Source organism: Caulobacter sp. BK020, from assembly GCF_004342605.1.
In the GTDB taxonomy this organism is placed as follows: domain Bacteria; phylum Pseudomonadota; class Alphaproteobacteria; order Caulobacterales; family Caulobacteraceae; genus Caulobacter.
Window position 1 is genome coordinate 234,223 of record NZ_SLZL01000006.1, and the last position, 16,308, is coordinate 250,530.

The 16,308-nt window shown below is 68.9% G+C and carries 16 protein-coding genes and 3 pseudogenes; 10 read left to right on the forward strand and 9 right to left on the reverse strand.

The genetic code is table 11. From position 1 onward, the window contains the following. The first annotated feature begins 7 nt into the window (after positions 1 to 7). From EV278_RS09880 to EV278_RS09890, 3 genes are all read left to right on the forward strand, one after another. Complete coding sequence (locus EV278_RS09880; protein WP_132090070.1) at positions 8 to 877, forward strand: MoxR family ATPase; 870 nt, start codon at positions 8 to 10, stop codon at positions 875 to 877. Between the two features lie 76 nt (positions 878 to 953). Then, a complete protein-coding gene (locus EV278_RS09885) occupies positions 954 to 2,111 on the forward strand; it encodes a hypothetical protein (protein WP_132090072.1) in 1,158 nt (385 codons plus the stop codon). A gap of 73 nt (positions 2,112 to 2,184) precedes the next feature. After that, positions 2,185 to 3,018 carry a hypothetical protein gene (locus EV278_RS09890; protein ID WP_132090074.1) on the forward strand — a complete coding sequence of 278 codons (834 nt, stop codon included), beginning with the start codon at positions 2,185 to 2,187 and terminating at the stop codon, positions 3,016 to 3,018. A 72-nt stretch (positions 3,019 to 3,090) separates the two neighbouring features. Here the strand turns inward: EV278_RS09890 and EV278_RS24360 are convergent. The 3 genes and pseudogenes from EV278_RS24360 to EV278_RS09900 all read right to left on the reverse strand — a co-directional run. Next, positions 3,091 to 3,186, reverse strand: a pseudogene (locus tag EV278_RS24360) (hypothetical protein); the annotation flags it as partial. 53 nt (positions 3,187 to 3,239) lie between these two features. Next, positions 3,240 to 3,611: a hypothetical protein gene (locus EV278_RS09895; RefSeq protein ID WP_132090076.1), complete on the reverse strand. Its 372-nt coding sequence runs from the start codon at positions 3,609 to 3,611 to the stop codon at positions 3,240 to 3,242. 34 nt (positions 3,612 to 3,645) lie between these two features. Continuing rightward, complete coding sequence (locus EV278_RS09900; RefSeq protein ID WP_132090078.1) at positions 3,646 to 4,461, reverse strand: universal stress protein; 816 nt, start codon at positions 4,459 to 4,461, stop codon at positions 3,646 to 3,648. Positions 4,462 to 4,614: 153 nt separating this feature from the next. Between EV278_RS09900 and EV278_RS09905 the strand changes: the two genes are divergently transcribed. The 3 genes and pseudogenes from EV278_RS09905 to EV278_RS24365 form a co-directional block, all read left to right on the forward strand. Beyond that, positions 4,615 to 5,256, forward strand: a complete 642-nt coding sequence (locus EV278_RS09905) for an HD family hydrolase (protein WP_132090080.1) — start codon at positions 4,615 to 4,617, stop codon at positions 5,254 to 5,256. Then, a pseudogene (locus EV278_RS09910) lies at positions 5,234 to 6,245 on the forward strand (NAD regulator). Before EV278_RS09905 ends, EV278_RS09910 begins: the two are co-directional and overlap by 23 nt. 890 nt (positions 6,246 to 7,135) lie before the next feature. Continuing rightward, positions 7,136 to 7,248: pseudogene (locus tag EV278_RS24365) on the forward strand (hypothetical protein); the annotation flags it as partial. 13 nt (positions 7,249 to 7,261) lie between these two features. Here EV278_RS24365 and EV278_RS09915 read toward each other — a convergent pair. From EV278_RS09915 to EV278_RS09925, 3 genes are all read right to left on the reverse strand, one after another. Further along, positions 7,262 to 9,115, reverse strand: coding sequence for a methyl-accepting chemotaxis protein (locus EV278_RS09915; protein WP_165916592.1), 1,854 nt, complete (start codon positions 9,113 to 9,115; stop codon positions 7,262 to 7,264). A gap of 334 nt (positions 9,116 to 9,449) precedes the next feature. Beyond that, positions 9,450 to 10,370, reverse strand: coding sequence for a sterol desaturase family protein (locus tag EV278_RS09920; protein WP_132090088.1), 921 nt, complete (start codon positions 10,368 to 10,370; stop codon positions 9,450 to 9,452). Then, a complete protein-coding gene (locus EV278_RS09925; protein ID WP_132090091.1) occupies positions 10,367 to 10,771 on the reverse strand; it encodes a hypothetical protein in 405 nt (134 codons plus the stop codon). The genes EV278_RS09920 and EV278_RS09925 overlap by 4 nt, the downstream gene beginning before the upstream one ends. Positions 10,772 to 10,967: 196 nt before the next feature. Here EV278_RS09925 and EV278_RS09930 point away from each other — a divergent pair, with 196 nt between their 5' ends. Continuing rightward, positions 10,968 to 11,429 (forward strand): DUF805 domain-containing protein, encoded by a 462-nt coding sequence (locus EV278_RS09930; protein WP_243692148.1) that lies wholly within the window; start codon positions 10,968 to 10,970, stop codon positions 11,427 to 11,429. Positions 11,430 to 11,473: 44 nt separating this feature from the next. Next, on the forward strand, positions 11,474 to 11,884 hold the full coding sequence (locus EV278_RS09935; protein ID WP_132090097.1) for a DUF805 domain-containing protein: 411 nt from the start codon (positions 11,474 to 11,476) through the stop codon (positions 11,882 to 11,884). Between the two features lie 76 nt (positions 11,885 to 11,960). Here EV278_RS09935 and EV278_RS09940 read toward each other — a convergent pair whose 3' ends face one another. Then, positions 11,961 to 12,506: a porin family protein gene (locus EV278_RS09940; RefSeq protein ID WP_132090100.1), complete on the reverse strand. Its 546-nt coding sequence runs from the start codon at positions 12,504 to 12,506 to the stop codon at positions 11,961 to 11,963. Positions 12,507 to 12,819: 313 nt separating this feature from the next. On the opposite strand from EV278_RS09940, the gene EV278_RS09945 reads away from it, so the two are divergent. Continuing rightward, positions 12,820 to 13,935, forward strand: a complete 1,116-nt coding sequence (locus tag EV278_RS09945; protein WP_132090103.1) for a beta-ketoacyl-ACP synthase III — start codon at positions 12,820 to 12,822, stop codon at positions 13,933 to 13,935. 64 nt (positions 13,936 to 13,999) lie between these two features. On the opposite strand, the gene EV278_RS09950 is transcribed toward EV278_RS09945, so the two are convergent. Further along, complete coding sequence (locus EV278_RS09950) at positions 14,000 to 14,701, reverse strand: B3/4 domain-containing protein (protein WP_132090106.1); 702 nt, start codon at positions 14,699 to 14,701, stop codon at positions 14,000 to 14,002. Between the two features lie 14 nt (positions 14,702 to 14,715). Next, a complete protein-coding gene (locus tag EV278_RS09955; protein ID WP_132090109.1) occupies positions 14,716 to 15,342 on the reverse strand; it encodes a LysE/ArgO family amino acid transporter in 627 nt (208 codons plus the stop codon). 68 nt (positions 15,343 to 15,410) lie between these two features. On the opposite strand from EV278_RS09955, the gene EV278_RS09960 reads away from it, so the two are divergent. After that, entirely contained in the window at positions 15,411 to 16,307 is an 897-nt protein-coding gene (locus EV278_RS09960; RefSeq protein ID WP_132090113.1) for a LysR family transcriptional regulator ArgP, read from the forward strand. Position 16,308 lies beyond the last annotated feature (1 nt).

A 16,308-nucleotide genomic window follows, 5' to 3' on the forward strand; every position in this document is an offset into this window, starting at 1 on the left:
AAACCGCATGAGCTCGCGCTTCGAAGGCACCGCCGATTACGTCGCAACCGAAGACCTGAAGGTGGCCGTCAACGCCGCCGTCGCCCTGGAACGCCCCCTGCTGATCAAGGGCGAACCTGGCACCGGCAAGACGGTCCTGGCCTACGAGGTGGCCAAGGCGATGAACGCGCCGCTGCTGACCTGGCACATCAAGTCCACCACCAAGGCCCAGCAGGGCCTCTACGAGTACGACGCCGTGACGCGGCTGCGCGACAGCCAGCTGGGCGACGAGCGGGTCAAGGATGTTCGCAACTACATAAAAAAGGGCAAGCTTTGGGAGGCCTTCGAGGCCCCGAGCCGGCCCGTCCTGCTGATCGACGAGATCGACAAGGCCGACATCGAGTTTCCCAACGACCTGCTGCAGGAACTGGATCGCAACGAGTTCTACGTCTACGAGACCAACGAGACGATCGCCGCCAAGGTCCGGCCGATCATCATCATCACCTCGAACAACGAGAAGGAACTGCCGGACGCCTTCCTGCGCCGCTGCTTCTTTCACTACATCCGCTTCCCCGAGGAGGCGACGATGCAGGCCATCGTCGACGTGCACTTCCCGGGCATCAAGCAGAAGCTGGTCGCCGAGGCCCTGCGGATCTTCTACGACATGCGCAAGGTCCCGGGCCTGAAGAAGAAGCCGTCGACCTCGGAGCTGCTGGACTGGCTGAAGCTGCTGCTGGTCGAGGACATCGACGAGGCCGTCCTGCGCGAGAAGGACCCGACCAAGCTGATCCCGCCGCTGCACGGCGCCCTGCTGAAAAACGAGCAGGACGTCCACCTGTTCGAGCGCTTGGCCTTCCTGGCCCGTCGCGAGGGTTCTGGGCTCCGGCCGGGGCAGTAGACGCTCGCCGAAAGATTGTATCTGGACGTACGCTCTTGGCTCGGCCAACCTTGAGTCAGGTTGGGAAGCGCGCGATATGAGATCCTGGGCTTGGACAACGCTTGGCCTGGCCATGGCGACGACTCCGGCCGCGGCGCGCGAGGCCTGCCCGCCGCGACCGCCCGTGCAGGCGATCGTCCTGCCCTCGACCAACATGCAGAGCGACCTGGTCACCCTGATCTCCCTCGGTCCGGCGATCGCCGATAAGGCGCTCCAGCGCAAGGCCTTGCTGAAGGCCAAGCCCAAGTGCGACGAGGCCGGGCTCAAGGCAGGCGGTGCGACCTACGCGCTGTTCGAGACCACGGCCACCTCGCCGGTCCTGATGGCGCGAACCGCCAGTCCCGACGCGCCGATCTTCTTCGTCGCCCCGTTCGCCGACATGACCGCCGCGGTCATGGCCGAACTCGAGAAACGTCCGGCCCCTTCCGCCAAGGCCAGCTACGTGCTGGGGATCTCGACCAAGACGGGCGCCTCGGCGTTGCGCCTGTATCCATCCGTTCCCGACGGCCAGGCCTTCAAGGCCGATGTCGCCGCGGCGCTGCAGGGCCGGCTGCCGCCGCTGGTCAGCCGCGACGAGCGGACCAAAAGGATCCAGGTCAACGTCCAGGCCGACGCCTACGAAGGCCCCAAGTCCACGCCCGGCGCGACGCCCCTGCCCGGCTCCCGGCCGGGCCTGCCGGCCGTCAGCGCCACGCCGCAGAACCAGAGCTTCCGCGAGCAGCCGGACGGCGCGGCCCTGCACCAGGCCTCGGGCTTCACCTGCCCCGTCGCGATCGACGGCTTCAAGCGCGACCGCCTGACCGTCTACGACGCCGCCCAGGGCGGCCGCGACGTCAGCTGCGGCTACGCGGCGTCCCCCGCGACCGCGACGGCGACCCTCTACCTGACGAAACTGCCCGCCCAGTACACCCTGACCCGCGTGTTCGACATCTATGTCGAGCAGGCCAAGGCCCACACGCCCCCGGTGGGCGAGGCGGTCGATCCCTATCCCGCCTCCGAAGGCGGCCCGCGTCGCCAGGGCCGGTTCTGGCGCGACAAGGAGGGCCGCAACGAAGGCCTGTGGCTGATGCAGATCGGCCCCTGGTTCGCCAAGCTCCGCGTGACCTATTCCGACGCCGACGTCGCGACGGTCCGCCGCCTGGCCGCCGACCTGCTGGGCGCCATCGACGCCCAGGTGAAGCCGCCGACCGTATGAGGCCCTTACCGCGATTTCATTGGATTTCCGCGCGCCGCCAGCCCAGTTTCGCGCCGAACGGGAGATTCCTCTGATGCGACACCTGCTGCTGCTGGCCGCCACGAGCCTGATCGCCCTGACCGCCTGCTCACCCAAGGTCGAGGTCGCCCACAAGGACCGCAAGCCGCACGGCAAGCACGAGCCGCTGCGGGCGATCACCAGGCTGGACTGCCCCGACCGGCAGGGCGAGCTGACCCGGGTTAGCGCCGCCGCCGACGGCCAGGCCTGCGTCTATGCCGGCCAGAACGCCGAGGTGACCCTCAAGCTGGTGGCCTTGAACGGCGGCGACGCCGAGGCGGCCCTGGCGCCGATCGAGACCGAGCTGAAGGCCCTGATGCCGGCCGTCAAGTCGCCGCCGCCCTCGCCTCCCACCAGCGGCAAGCCCCGCGGCGACAGCGCCAAGATCAGCCTGCCCGGCATCCGGATCGACGCCCACGACAAGGGCGCCGACATCAAGATCGGCGGCCTGACCATCAACGCCAACGACGACACGGCCGAGGTCAAGGTCGCCAAGAACGTCACCGTCCGCGACGGCGGGACGACGCGGACGGTCAGCGAGCGCGCCAGCGGCGGCAACGCCAATGTCAGCGTCAAGTCCAGCGACGACGAAGAGGGCGACGTCGACATCCACGCCACCGACGAGGGCGCCCAGATCCGCCAGCGCCGGCGCGGCGACGGGGTGCGCGCCACCCTGATCCTGGCCAGCGACAAAGCCGCCAGCGGCTATCGGGTCGTCGGCTACGAGGCCCGCGGCCCCAAGGGCGGCCCGCTGGCCGTGGCCGTGGTCAAGGCCAAGGGCCGCGACGGCAGCGACCACGACATCTTCGAGGACATGAAGACCCTGGTCCGTCACAACGTCGGGGGGTGAACGCCCCGCCGATCGGGAAGATTCCCAGAAACCCCTCGCCTTCAACTTCGTCATCCCGGGACTCGTGCCCGGGACCCCTGGTTCAGCTCGCACGTGAAGCGCAAGCGGTTCGCCGGCGAACCGCCCCTCCCGCACCTGCGGCGGACAGAGGGGTTCCGGGCACAAGGGCCCGGAATGACGGCTGAAATGGGATTGGTGGTCGATCGAGGACAGACTCCCCCTCAAACCGGCGTCACCTCCATCACCTTGTAGGTCAGCGGCCGGCCCTCGTCGTCGGTGACGGTGACATATTCGCCCAGGGCGAAGCGGTGCTGGCCCAGGCGGTGCACCGGCTCGTCGTCCAGCTCGACATCCTCGTCATAGTCGAAGAACCAGCGCTCGCCGCGGCGGTTCAGGCGACCGTCGGCGGCGTCCTCGTCGGGGGCGAAGCGGCGCACCACGCACTCGTCCTTGGCCTTGGCGTAGGCGTCCGCGTCCAGGTGGCCGTCCTCGGTCAGCGGCGCGGTCAGGGCGTAGCCGCGGTGGTCGTCGCCCCCCGCGAACTCGGTGCCGGGATTGCGGGCCAGACGCATGACGATGCGGGACAGGGACATTTTTACGTCCTCCTTCTTGTTGCTGAACAATGACTTAGTGAGACAGAAACAGCGAAGGGCCGTCGCTGTTGAGCAGGCTGCGGGTGGTGCCGCCGAAGATGAACTCCTGCAGGCGCGGATGGCCGAAGGCGCCGGCCACCATGACCTCGGCGCCGACCTCCCGGGCCGCGCCCAGCAACAGGGCCGCGGCGTCGTTGCCCGAGCCGTCCAGCACCTTGGCCGTGGCCGCGACGCCGCGCGCCGCCAGGAACTCGACCAGGCGCTCCAGGGCGAAATTTCGCGACGAGGCGCCCGGCGCGCCGGCCACCACGACGGCGGCGGCCTTCTGCAGCAGCGGCAGGGCCGTGCGCATGGCGCGGCTGGCCTCCTTGCCGCCGTCCCAGGCCACCAGGACCGTGCCGCCGACCTTCAGGCCCGGCCGCGCCACCAGCACCGGACGCTGCTCGTCGGCGATCATCTGCTGGAACGACTCGGCCAGCGGCCCCTTGCCGCGGGCCGCGGCGCTGTCGAAGACGATCACGTCCGACAGGCGGCCCTCCATGGCCAGGCCGGCCCAGACCGGCGACTCCAGGCTGATCGCCCGGCTGCGGGCGTAGCCCAGCTCGGCCACCAGCCGGTCGACGGCGCGGTGGCCCTCGACGGCGGCTTCCTTCAGGCTCTCCAGGGCCGTGACCTGCACCCCGCCCATGAAGCCCTCGCCCATCCACGGCATCAGGTCGGCCATGTCGGCCGGGGCGTGGACGCAGGCCAGCTCGGCGTCGAACCCCTCGGCCAGCACCCGGGCCGACTCCAGAAGGCCCCGGTCGGCGGCGGCGCCGGCCAGCGGCGCCATGATTCTCGCCCAGCTCATGATCGATCTCCTGGTCCAGGCATTTCCAAACGGCGAGGGTGTCGCCTCAGGCGCATTTCCACAGCCAAAGGCCGGCCCCTCATTGATCTTTGTCAATCGATGGGCCAGTCCAGACAGGGTCAGGCCTGCACCTTCACCGTAAGGAACGATTTCGTGGCCAAAGGGCTGCATAAAACTCCGCCCCGGGCGTGGCAGCGCATGCTGTCGGGACGCAGGCTCGACCTGCTGGACCCCTCGCCGATGGACATCGAGATCGAGGACATCGCCCACGGCCTGGCCCGGGTGGCGCGCTGGAACGGCCAGACCACCGGCGAGCACGGCTTCTCGGTGGCCCAGCACAGCGTGGTGGTCGAGGAGATCGCCGCCCACATCAAGCCCGACCTTGAGCCGAAATGGCGGCTGGCCGCCCTGCTGCACGACGCCAGCGAATATGTGATCGGCGACATGATCAGCCCGTTCAAGGCGGCCTTGGGCGTCAGCTACAAGGACTTCGAGGCCCGGCTGGAGGACGCCATCCACATCCGCTTCGGCCTGCCGCCGAAGACCCCGCCGGCGGTCAAGAAACTGATCAAGCAGGCCGACCGGGCCTGCGCCTTCTTCGAGGCCACCCAACTGGCCGGGTTCGAGCACGCGGAGTCCCTGGCCATCTTCGGCCCGCCGCCGGCCGGCTACGACCTGAAGATCCTGCCCCTGCCGCCGTTCGAGGCCCAGGCCCGCTACGTGCAGCGCTTTCACGTGCTGTCCCGCGCCGCCGGCTTCGAGTCGGCGCCCGGTGCGGCGTTCGAGACCGAATGAGCGCCCCTCGCTCGACATCGGTCGTCATCGGCCTGTCGGCGGTGGTGGTGGCCATTCGCGACGGCGAGGCCGTGGTGCTGACGGTCCGGCCGCACGACGCCGTCACCGACGTGGCCAGTCCCCTGCCCGGCCTGCCGTTCGGCCCGTTCGACCCGGCCGGCCACCGCACCTTCGAGCTGGGCCTGCGGGCCTTCGTCACCCAGCAGACGCGCTTCCAGCTGGGCTATGTGGAGCAGCTCTACACGTTCGGCGACGAGGGCCGCGACGCGCCGCGCGCCGAGATGGGGGCCGGGGCGGCCCGGATCGTCTCGGTCGGCTATCTGGGCCTGACGCCCACGGCGGTCGAGACCCAGGCGCCCGACACCGCCTGGGCCCCCTGGTCCGCCTTCTTCCCCTGGGAGGACTGGCGCCACGGCCGTCCCGCCCTGCTGGACGAGGCCATCGCCCCCGCCCTGCGCCGATGGGCCGGCGACGACCCCGGCAAGGCCTCACGGGCCCGCCTGGCCTTCGCCCTGGACGGCGCGCCGTGGAACGAGGAACGGGTGCTGGAACGCTACGAGCTGCTCTACGAGGCCGGCCTGGCCCCCGAGGCGGCCCGTGACCGCGCCAGGGCCGAGGGCCATGACCCGGCCGAGCCCGCCGCCCTGTCGGCGGCGTTGGGCGAGCCGATGATCTCGGATCACCGCCGCATCCTGGCCACCGGCCTGTCTCGCCTGCGCGGCAAGATCAAGTACCGCCCCGTGGTGTTCGAGCTGATGCCGGCCGAGTTCACCCTGTCGGCTCTGCAGCGCACGGTCGAGGCCATCGCCGGCGTGCCGCTGCACAAGCAGAACTTCCGCCGCGTGGTCGAGCGCGAGGATCTGGTCCAGGGCCTGGGCCGCCAGGACGCCGACACCGGCGGCCGCCCGGCCGAGCTGTTCCGCTTCCGCCGCGAGATCCTGGCCGCGCGTCCGGCCACGGGGCTCTCCCTGCCGCTGCTGCGGGATTAGCTTGCGCCGCCGCGCGTCGCGGCCAGGCTGCACCTCGGGATGGTGAGACTTCGCAAGACGCAACTGGCGGCTGGGGCCAGCGTGGCCGCGGCCCTGGCGGCGCCGGGCTTCGGCCTGGCCGTTCATATGGGGTGCGACACCCAGGTCTAATCCCCGTCCGAAGGCGTCCTGTCCCGCGCTTCCCGTATTGCGGCGGCCAACTTGAGCCGACGGCGGATATCGCGCCGAAGACAGTCCATGCGCGCGGGCGTGCGGCCGCTGTCGTCGTCCATCGGGTCGGTGGTGTCGGGGGCGGGCGATCGGGCGGCCCGGAGACGGGCGCGAGTCCTGGATCGAGGCATGGGGTCTCCTCACGAGGGCAAGGTTTCGCCGCCTCACGCGGCGGGCCGCTGAAGTGTGGGGAGGGCTGCGGAGCGCCGGGCCAGGCCCGGAAGCTTTTGAAGAAATACCGTTTCGACCAGGACCGACGCTCCGCGCGATCGTTATCCGGGAGCGTCCGGCGATCGGCCCTGTTCGGACCTCGCCGGTCTAAAGCCCCCGACGGGCGGGCCGGGCTTGCGTCGCCCGGTCCCGGAACGTCCGCGTCACCGCAGACCTGTCGCGCCCCTCGGCCCTCACCCAACGCCGTATCTGTGTTCCAGGCCCGGCCGGCACCAGATGGATGAGGTTTGGCGACCCCTGACGAGACCGCCGCCGACGAGCGTGCCCGCTCGACCGCCCCCCAAGGCCGCGAAGGTCGCAGGCCTTAGCGCCCTCCCCATCGCCTCAAGGTGAGTTGATCATACGGCGGCGCGAGAGACGGAGGATAAGTGGATTTGCGACGTTGAATTGATTGGGGAAACGCGCCGGGAGCGATGAGGGCGTTTTCTCGTCCGTTTCCCCGAACCCTCTCCCTTGGGAGAGGGAGGGGCCCGTCGCGAAGCGATGGGAGGGAGAGGGATTATGTCCGTCCGACGCCGTAAGCCCTCTCCCCGCCCCTCTCCCGCCGGGAGAGGGAGCATAAGTTTGACCGCCGTTCAGGCCGCGCGGCCGGGGCGGCGCAGGGCGGTCGGAGCCTGGTCGGCCTGGCCGGCCCCGCTCAGTTCGAACCGGGCGACCAGGGCCCCGAGATGCCCGGCCTCGCCCTTCAGGGCGTGGCTGGCGGCGGTCGACTGCTCCACCATGGCCGCGTTCTGCTGCACCATCTGGTCCATCTGGTTGACCGCGGCGTTGATTTCCGAAAGTCCCGTGGCCTGGGCCTGGGTGGAGTCGTTGATCTCGGTGACCAGCGCCTCGACCGTCTCCACCTGCTCGACGATGCGGCGCAGCGCCTGGCCGGTCTCGTCGACCAGGGCCACGCCCTCGTCCACCTGCTGGCCGGAGGTCGAGATTAGGGTCTTGATTTCCTTGGCGGCCTCGGCCGAGCGCTGGGCCAGGGCCCGCACTTCCTGCGCCACCACCGCGAAGCCGCGGCCGGCGTCGCCGGCCCGCGCCGCCTCGACCCCGGCGTTCAGGGCCAGAAGGTTGGTCTGGAAGGCGATCTCGTCGATCACGCCGATGATCTGGGTGATCTCGGCCGAGGACTTGGCGATCTTGCTCATCGCCGAGATGGCGTTGCGCACCACCTCGCCGGAGCCCTGGGCCTCGCCGCGCGCCGCCTCGACCGCGGTGGAGGCCTTTCGCGAGCCGGCGGCCGTCTGCTTGACCCGCTGGGTGATGTCCTCCAGCGCGCTGGAGGTGCGCTCCAGGCTGGCGGCCTGCTGTTCGCTGCGCCGGGCCAGATCGTCGGCGGCGCTGGTCAGCTCGTCCGACCCGGCGCGGATGCCGTTGGCGGCCGTGGCGATCACGCCCATGCTCTGGTCAAGCTGGGAAACGGCCGTGTTGAAGTCGTCGCGCAGCTGGCGGTATTCCTGGGCGACCTCTTCGGTCAGGCGGGCCTTCAGGTCGCCGCCGGCCAGGCGGTTCAGCTGGCTGGCCATCGCCGCCACCAGCCGCTGCTGGCTCTCGCCGGCGCTCTCGAACGCGGCTTCCATGTCCTTGAGCTTGCGGTCCAGCTCGGTCTGGAACGCCGCGGCCTGGGCCTGCAGGCGCTCGCGTTCGATGCCGCCGTCCTTGAAGACCAGGACCGCGCGGGCGACGTCGCCGATCTCGTCCCTGCGGTCGGCGCTGGGCACCGCGACCGAGAAATCGTCGGCCGCCAGGCGGCTCATCACGCGGGTCAGGTCGGCCAGGGGCCGCACCGAGCGCACCGACCACAGCGCGATCACCCCGCCCAGCACCAGGGCGCCGACCGCCAGCAGGATCGTCAGCCAGGTGAAGCCCTCGGCGATCGCCCGGGTGTGGGCGCCGATCGCCTTGTTCTCCGCCTCCTTCAGGTCGATGAACTGGTTGATCTGCTTGAGCCACTGCACGAACAGCGGGCGGGCTTGGCCCATCAGGACCTGGTGTGCGCCCGCCGCGTCGCCCGCGCGCTGGCGCGCGATGACGTCCTGGATCAGCGGCAGGGTCTGGGCCTCGGTCTGCTTGATGCTGTCGACGATCGCCCGCTCGGCGTCGGTGGCGTCGGGCCGAGCCATCATCTCGTCCAGCGGGGCGGCCGACTGCGCGTACTTGTCGGTCAGCTTCTTGATCAGGGCCTCCTCGGCGCCGATCGCGTCGGGCTCGACCAGGGTCACGTCGCGCAGGGCGATCGCCCGGTCGTGGACGCTGCCCCGGAAATTGATCGCGTAGCGCTGGGCCTTGCTGTTGACGTCGTTCACCGTCGCCAGGTTCTGGTTGATCTGCTGGACCTTCTGGATGCTGATCGCCGACAGGCCGACCACCAGACTGAGCACCAGGGCGAAGCCGACCCAGAGGCGCGTTCCGATCTTCAGGGACGAAAGGATGTTCATGTCGCGCCTCATGGCCGGGTGATCCATTGCATAGGGGCGGTCGATCCAGACCATGCCGTCCTCGCATCGAGACTTCGACACGATCCCTGGCCGATCAAATCTTTGGAAACCGCCACACTGCGATCAACAGTTTGGCGATCACGGTAAATTTCCGATGAAGAATTAACGTTCGCTCGGCGGCGAATCGTCGCAACAGGACTTGGTGGGCATTGCGCTCCAATCGACCGCCAACATAACCTGAAGTTTATTCACGCCGGATAAATCAGAGGCGGGACAATTTCAGGAAGATTTAATTTGACTTGATGACTCAGGTCACGCGACCGAGCAGCAAAACTCAAGACTCGCCGCCAGGCCCGCCCTGCACCCCGTTCCGCGCCGTCCGCGCAAGCCATTTGGCCTTCAGGGTGTGGGAGGTGTCGCGCGAGCCGTCGTGGCTCCAGCCCGGCGGGCCGAAGACGTAGCCCAGGGCGTGGCGGGGATGGCGGGCGACGTCCCTGGCCATGCCGATCCACTCGTGGAAGACGTTGGTCAGCAGGTTGAAGCTGGGCAGGTTCCTGACCGTGCCGTAGCGGACCGGCTCCTCGTCGGTCTCGGGAATGAAGGTGCCGAACAGCCGGTCCCAGATGATCAGGACGCCAGCATAGTTGGCGTCCAGGTAGCGGGCGTTGCGGGCGTGGTGCACCCGGTGGTGCGACGGGGTGTTGAACACCGCCTCGAACCAGCGCGGCATGCGCTTGATCGCCTCGGTGTGGATCCAGAACTGGTAGACCAGGCTGATCCCCTTCTGAATGGCCACCATGGCCGGCGGGAACCCCAGGAACGACAGCGGCAGCCACAGCAGCCAGGTCCCGGCGACCCCGCCCGTCCAGGTCTGCCGCAGGGCCGTCGACAGGTTGTAATGGGTGGAGGTGTGGTGGTTGACGTGGCTGGCCCACCAGAACCGCCGCTCGTGCGACAGGCGGTGGAACGCGTAGTAGGTCAGGTCCTCGGCGAAGAAGAGCACCACCCAGGCCCAGACGGCGGTCATCGGGATCGTGAAGACGCGATGCTCCCAGACCCACAGGCTGGCGGCGAAGATCACGCCGCCCATGAGGGTTCCGGCGATGCTGCTGCCCAGGCCCATGGCCAGGGAGACGGCGGTGTCCCGGGTCTCGTAGCGGGCGTTGGCCCTGCCCATCCGGGCCAGGACGATCTCGAGGATCACCGCCAGCACGAAGAACGGAATGGCCGCCTGCACGGGGTCGAAGGCCTTCACGCCGCGATCTCCCCGGACAGCAACCGCGGCGGCGGCCAGGCCTCGCCGTCCTTCAGCGCCAGGCGGGCGACGCCGTCGGCGGTCTCGAGGCGCACGACCTTGTTGGCGGACTTCGCGTCCAGCGCCGCCGCCCATGGCAGGTCGCGGGCCACATAGCCGTCGCCCTTGCGCCAGGCGACCAGGGCCCGCTCGCCCGATCGCGCCACCAGACCCGCGCCGTCGGCGGCGATCCACAGGACGTCGACGCGATCGTCGGGGAACTCGACCGCCAGCAGGGCGCGCGCGGCCTCGGCGTCGAGCGGCGGGGTCGGCCGCGCGATCCGCGCCCAGGCCGACAGGGCGACCAGCAGTCCCACGGCCGCGGCCGAGCCCGCCAGCTGAATGACCAGCGCCTTGTCCAAAGCGACGCTTCCTCCCGATCCGCTTCAGCGTCGGCGTCGCGTCGACCGGCGTCAAGCCTTCCAACCGGTCCCCCGCCTGGTCGCCAAGTGATCTTGGCAATTGTTCTTTACGGCGGCCGCCTTCCCACCCTAGGTTCGCCTTCGGGTTGTCGGAGTCGGCCAGTCGCCGGCCATCGGGGGGAAGCTTAACCGTATGATGTTCGAGGCCTTGCGCAAGTATGCCGAGTTCGAGGGCCGCGCCCGGCGTTCGGAATACTGGCTGTTCACGCTGTTCCAAGCCCTCGTGACCTTCGGCCTGTTTCTCCTGCTGGTCGTGTTCAGCGCGGCGACGGGCGGCGACGAGGATCAGCTGGGGGCCGCGGCCGCGATGATCCTGGCGCTGCTGGGCCTGTTCTGCCTGGCCATGTTCATCCCCAACCTCGCCGTCAGCATCCGCCGCCTGCACGACAGCGACAAGTCCGGCGGGTGGCTGCTGCTGAGCTTCGTGCCGTTCGGCGGCTTCATGGTGTTCATCTTCACCCTGCTGGACGGCACGCCGGGCGAGAACCGCTACGGTCCCGATCCCAAGGGGCGCACCGGCTACGGCCATCCGACCGTCGTGCACCATCATTATTACCCGCCTGGCGGCGGCCCGCCGTCCGATCCGGCCCAGGCCTGACCGCGAGATTCACGCCCCTTTCGGGGCCTTCACAGGAGCCTGCCATGTCGTTGATGTTCCAGCCGCTCAAGAAATACGCCGATTTCACCGGCCGCGCCCGGCGTTCGGAATACTGGCTGTTCACGCTGTTCATCATTCTGGTCGAGATCGCCTATTTCATCCTGGTCAGCGCGATCGGTGGTGGAACCAGCGGGAACATGAACCCCATCGGCTTTGTGCTGAGCGGCCTCTACGGCCTCTTCGTCCTGGGGATCATCATTCCCAGCCTGGCCGTCAGCTTCCGCCGCCTGCACGATACCGACCGCTCGGCCTGGTGGCTGCTGATCGCCTTCCTGCCCTTCATCGGCGGCCTGGTGCTGCTGGTGTTCAACGTCTTGCCGGGCACCAACGGCCCCAACAAGTACGGCCCCGACCCCAAGACCGGGCAAACCGACACCGCGGCCGTGTTCAGCTAGGCATTCTCAGAGCCTGAATCAGGAAGCGCGCCCCCGCGAGGAGGCGCGCTTCTTTCGTTTTCGGGCCCGGGCGTGGCTAGAACTTCCGGGCGTAGCCCACCGACACGACATTGGCGTCGGCCGCGTCGTTGTCACGGAACTGCTGGCGCGTGTAGTCCAGGCGCACGCCGTTCTTGTCATCGACCTTGTACTGGGCGCCGACCCCGTAGTTGACGCTGTCGGCGTCGAACTTGTTCTCGACCCCGGCCAGGGTCTGCTTGAACTGGGTGTTGCCGTAGCCGACGCGGCCGATCAGGTCGATCTTCGGCGTGACGGGCAGGAAACCCACGCCGTAGACGGCGGCCGAATGGGTCTGCTCGATGTTGGACCGCACGCCGTTGGTGTCGATGTCGTCGTCCTTGACGCCGCCCGACAGCTCGCCCTCGACGCCAAAGTGCGGGGTCAGCTTGGCGCCCAGACGCCCCTGCACCGCGCCGGTGTCGGCGCCTTCGGCGCGGGACCCGGCATAGCCGAGGGTCCCGTAGACCCCGGTGTCCTGAGCGTGAGACAGGGAGGGAGCGGCGGCGACCGCCATGGCGACCACCGGCGCGGCCAGAACGGCCGCCGACATGAGAGTCTTCATTGTTGTACTCCTTGGTACTGGCGAGGCAGGGGGAGCGCCTCGACCTGGCCTGGATAGCCGCGCCCTGGGGCCTGGATTGGACCCTCGCTGGGCCTTTTGCGGCCATTGCGTGTCGTTCCCGACATGTCCGTGGCGATTGTGGCGGCGCCAAATCGTTCCGTGTCCGGTCTCGAAAGCGGCCAGGTGTGGCATCCCTGCCGCGCGGGGAAAGGTGACGCCCGCGCCGGGCGTGCTATGGATCGGACAACAGAGCCAAGCCGCGCCCGCACCTTTCAGAGAGAGGGGGCGCGCCAGCGTCACCGGGACCGCCGCCTTGCCTAAAGCCGTCATCGTCGCCACGGGGCTGTACACCCCGCCGTTCAGCGTTTCGAACACCGAGCTGGTCGAAGCCTTCAACACCTATGTCGAGCGCTTCAACGCCGCCAACGCCGAGGCGATCGCCGCCGGCGAGGTCACGGCGCTGGCCCCCTCCTCGCCCGAATTCATCGAGAAGGCCTCGGGCATCAAGGCCCGCTACGTGATGAACAAGACTGGGATCGTCGATCCCGAGGTCATGCGGCCGATCCTGCCCGAGCGGCCCAACGAGCAGATCTCGCTCCTGGCCGAGATGGCCGTCGAGGCCGCCAGGCAGGCGATCGAACGCTGGGGCAAGCCGGCCTCGGAGATCGGTGCGGTGATCTGCGCGGCCTCGAACATGCAGCGCGCCTATCCGGCCATGGCCATCGAGGTCCAGCAGGCCCTGGGGATCGAGGGCTTCGCCTTCGACATGAACGTCGCCTGCTCCTCGGCCACCTTCGGTATCAAGACCGCCGCCGACTTCATCGCCACCGGCAGCGCCAAGGCCGTGCTGATGGTCAACCCCGAGATCTGCTCGGGCCACCTGAACTTCACCGACCGCGACAGCCACTTCATCTTCGGCGACGTGGCCACCGCCGTGATCCTGGAAGCCGAGGACCAGGCGACCGGCGGTTGGGAGATCCTGGGGACGCGGCTGAAGACCCAATTCTCCAACAACATCCGCAACAACTTCGGCTTCCTGAACCGCGCGGCCCCGGAAGGGATCGGCGCCAAGGACAAGCTGTTCGTCCAGGAGGGCCGCAAGGTGTTCCGCGAGGTGGTGCCGATGGTCAGCGAGATGATCGTCGACCACGCCGGCGACATCGGCGTCGATCCGACCGGGCTCAAGCGCCTGTGGCTTCACCAGGCCAACATCAACATGAACGAGATGATCGGTCGCAAAGTGCTGGGCCGCGATCCCGCGCCCGGGGAGAACGTGATCATCCTGGACACCTACGCCAACACCAGCTCGGCCGGCTCGATCATCGCCTTCCACTCCGCCAGCGACGACTTCGCGGCGGGTGAGACGGGGCTGATCTGCAGCTTCGGCGCGGGCTACTCGGCGGGAACGGTGTTCGTGAGGAAGCGGTAGGCTTGGCGACAGCAGGCCAACGAACGGCGCGTCGCGGGCCCGAGCGGCGAGCGGCGCTTCCGGGCTAGTTGCCCCCCCTCGCGGTTCCAACGCCAAGCATTAGCGTCGATACGCGAGCGCCGGGGCTCAAGACCTTCAGGCCGTCCACGAGTTCGGCCCCGGCTTGCGCCAAGGCGTCCATCGGCATCGGGTCCAGGCGTTCCAGAACGAACCACATGCTGGTGGTGTCGGCGCTGATCCGGGTTCGAACGCCTTGCCGCCAGTTCCAGCGGCGACAGGTCACGCCTTGAGCGTCGCGCCAAACCACTTCGCCAGGATCAACCGGCTCGGTCCGAGGCCGACCGTCCTGGAAGGTGTCGAACGGTTCCCCGCCGGTCGCGCGGATCAAGGACGGCGCCCCGGCGTAAACGTCGGCGTCCTCGCCGCCGATGGGAAGTGCAAAGCATAGGCTGATGGCGTTGTAGAGATCGACGACCGCGTTGACCGTCGGCAGCCGGCCATCCTTGAGCGCGCGCCTGCGCAGAGCTTCCGCCGAACAGGGCGTGCGCTGAGGCTTGGCGCCGAAGGCGCGGTAGGCGTCTCGCCAGGCCTCCAGATGCGCCTCCGCCCAAGGGGCGGCGTCCAGAAACCCGCACGCGGCGTCCAGCAAGGCGACGCTTCGGGCGTCGCTCTCGGTGTTGCGGACAGCCTCGACATGGACGCTGAGCGCGGTGAAGTCCGGTCGCAGGGCGAAGATGTCCGGCGAGATGGCGGGCGCGAACGACATTGGGTTCCCTCGGCCTAGACGGCGACGGCGCCGTGGACGAGGCTGGCGGCCAGCGCCAGCATCAGGACGCCGATGGCGATGTCGAGGACGCGCCAGGCCATCGGGCGGGCGAAGAGCAGGGCCAGGAAGCGGGCGCCGAAGCCGAGCGAGGAAAACCAGACAAGGCTGGCCAGGACAGCGCCGGCCACGAAGAGCGGACGCTCCGGCGGCGGCAGGCTCGCGCCGACCGCGCCCATCAGCATGACCGTATCGATGTAGACGTGCGGGTTCAGGAAGGTGAAGGCGGCCGTCCCCGCCAGGGCCACGCCCAAGGTCATACCCGCCTGGTGGCCGACGACCAGGGCCGAAGGCTTGGCCGCCCGGCGCAGCGCCGAAATCCCGTACCAGCACAGGAAAGCCGCCCCGCCCAGGCTCAGCAAGAGCGTCAGGCCGGGGACCAGCGCCAGGACGCCGCCCAGGCCGCAGACGCCCGTCACGATCAAGGTGGCGTCCGCGAGCGCGCAGAAGAGCACGATCGGCAGCACATGCTCGCGCTTCAGGCCTTGGCGCAGCACGAACATGTTCTGGGCGCCGATGGCGATGATCAGCCCGGCGCAAAGGACGAAGCCCTTGGTGAAGGCGGGAAGAAGCTCTTGGGTCATGCGCGCTTGATGGCCGACGCGAGCGGTGTAGGCTAATTCAGTTTTCTTACCTTACGTTAGGCAAACTAATGTTGGACTATGCGTCGCTCGCCGCCGTCGCCGTCGTCGCGCGTGAAGGCAGTTTCGACAAGGCGGCCGCAATACTCGGCGTGACCCCTTCGGCCGTGTCGCAGCGGGTCAAGAGCTTGGAAGAGCGGGTTGGCGCAATCCTGCTGACACGCGGCGTCCCATGCCGGCCCACGGAAATCGGCGCCAAGCTTTGCGCCCATGTCGAAAGGGTGCGCCTTCTGGAGAGCGAGGTCATCCGCGACTTGCCTGGCCTGGCCGGTCCTGCGCTTGAACCCTCCACCGTCCGCGTGGCGGTCAATTCCGACAGCGTCAGCACCTGGTTTCCGGACGCCGCGGCGATCTTCGCGGCGGAGACCGGCGCGATGCTGGACCTGGTTCTTGAGGACGAGGCCCACACCGCCGACCGCTTGCGGTCAGGCGAGGTGCTCGCGGCCGTGACGGCCGATCCGTCGCCAGTCTCCGGTTGCAAGACCTATCCGCTCGGCGCCATCGACTATGCCGCGGTCGCCAGCCCCGCGTTCGTGACGCGCTTCTTCGGCGGCGGGGTCAGTGCGCGGAGCCTCCAAACGGCGTCCATCCTGCGCTTTGATCGACGCGACCAGCTCCAGGCGCGCTGGGCGCGCGAGGCTTGGGACGTGGAGATCTCTCCGCCGACACACTGGGCGCCCTCGACGCCGGGCATGCTGGACATGACTCTCGCCGGCCTCGGATGGGCGATGACGCCGATGGTCTTGGCCGCGCCGCACCTCGCCGCCGGCCGCCTCGTGGAGCTCTCGCCCCAGCATCGGATCTCTGTTTCGCTCTACTGGCAGCGCACAAGACTGTCGGCCCGGCTGCTGGACCATCTCACCCAGGCCGTCCGGACGGTCGCCGCGCGCGCATTGTCGCCTTGCTAGA

Coding starts and splice junctions, on each gene's coding strand:
- EV278_RS09940 (WP_132090100.1), bottom strand. CDS start 12,506: ATGAAGACTCTCATGTCGGCGGCCGTTCTGGCCGCGCCGGTGGTCGCC.
- EV278_RS09930 (WP_243692148.1), top strand. CDS start 10,968: ATGTTCGAGGCCTTGCGCAAGTATGCCGAGTTCGAGGGCCGCGCCCGG.
- EV278_RS09950 (WP_132090106.1), bottom strand. CDS start 14,701: ATGTCGTTCGCGCCCGCCATCTCGCCGGACATCTTCGCCCTGCGACCG.
- EV278_RS09885 (WP_132090072.1), top strand. CDS start 954: ATGAGATCCTGGGCTTGGACAACGCTTGGCCTGGCCATGGCGACGACT.
- EV278_RS09895 (WP_132090076.1), bottom strand. CDS start 3,611: ATGTCCCTGTCCCGCATCGTCATGCGTCTGGCCCGCAATCCCGGCACC.
- EV278_RS09900 (WP_132090078.1), bottom strand. CDS start 4,461: ATGAGCTGGGCGAGAATCATGGCGCCGCTGGCCGGCGCCGCCGCCGAC.
- EV278_RS09955 (WP_132090109.1), bottom strand. CDS start 15,342: ATGACCCAAGAGCTTCTTCCCGCCTTCACCAAGGGCTTCGTCCTTTGC.
- EV278_RS09880 (WP_132090070.1), top strand. CDS start 8: ATGAGCTCGCGCTTCGAAGGCACCGCCGATTACGTCGCAACCGAAGAC.
- EV278_RS09890 (WP_132090074.1), top strand. CDS start 2,185: ATGCGACACCTGCTGCTGCTGGCCGCCACGAGCCTGATCGCCCTGACC.
- EV278_RS09960 (WP_132090113.1), top strand. CDS start 15,411: ATGTTGGACTATGCGTCGCTCGCCGCCGTCGCCGTCGTCGCGCGTGAA.
- EV278_RS09915 (WP_165916592.1), bottom strand. CDS start 9,115: ATGAACATCCTTTCGTCCCTGAAGATCGGAACGCGCCTCTGGGTCGGC.
- EV278_RS09935 (WP_132090097.1), top strand. CDS start 11,474: ATGTCGTTGATGTTCCAGCCGCTCAAGAAATACGCCGATTTCACCGGC.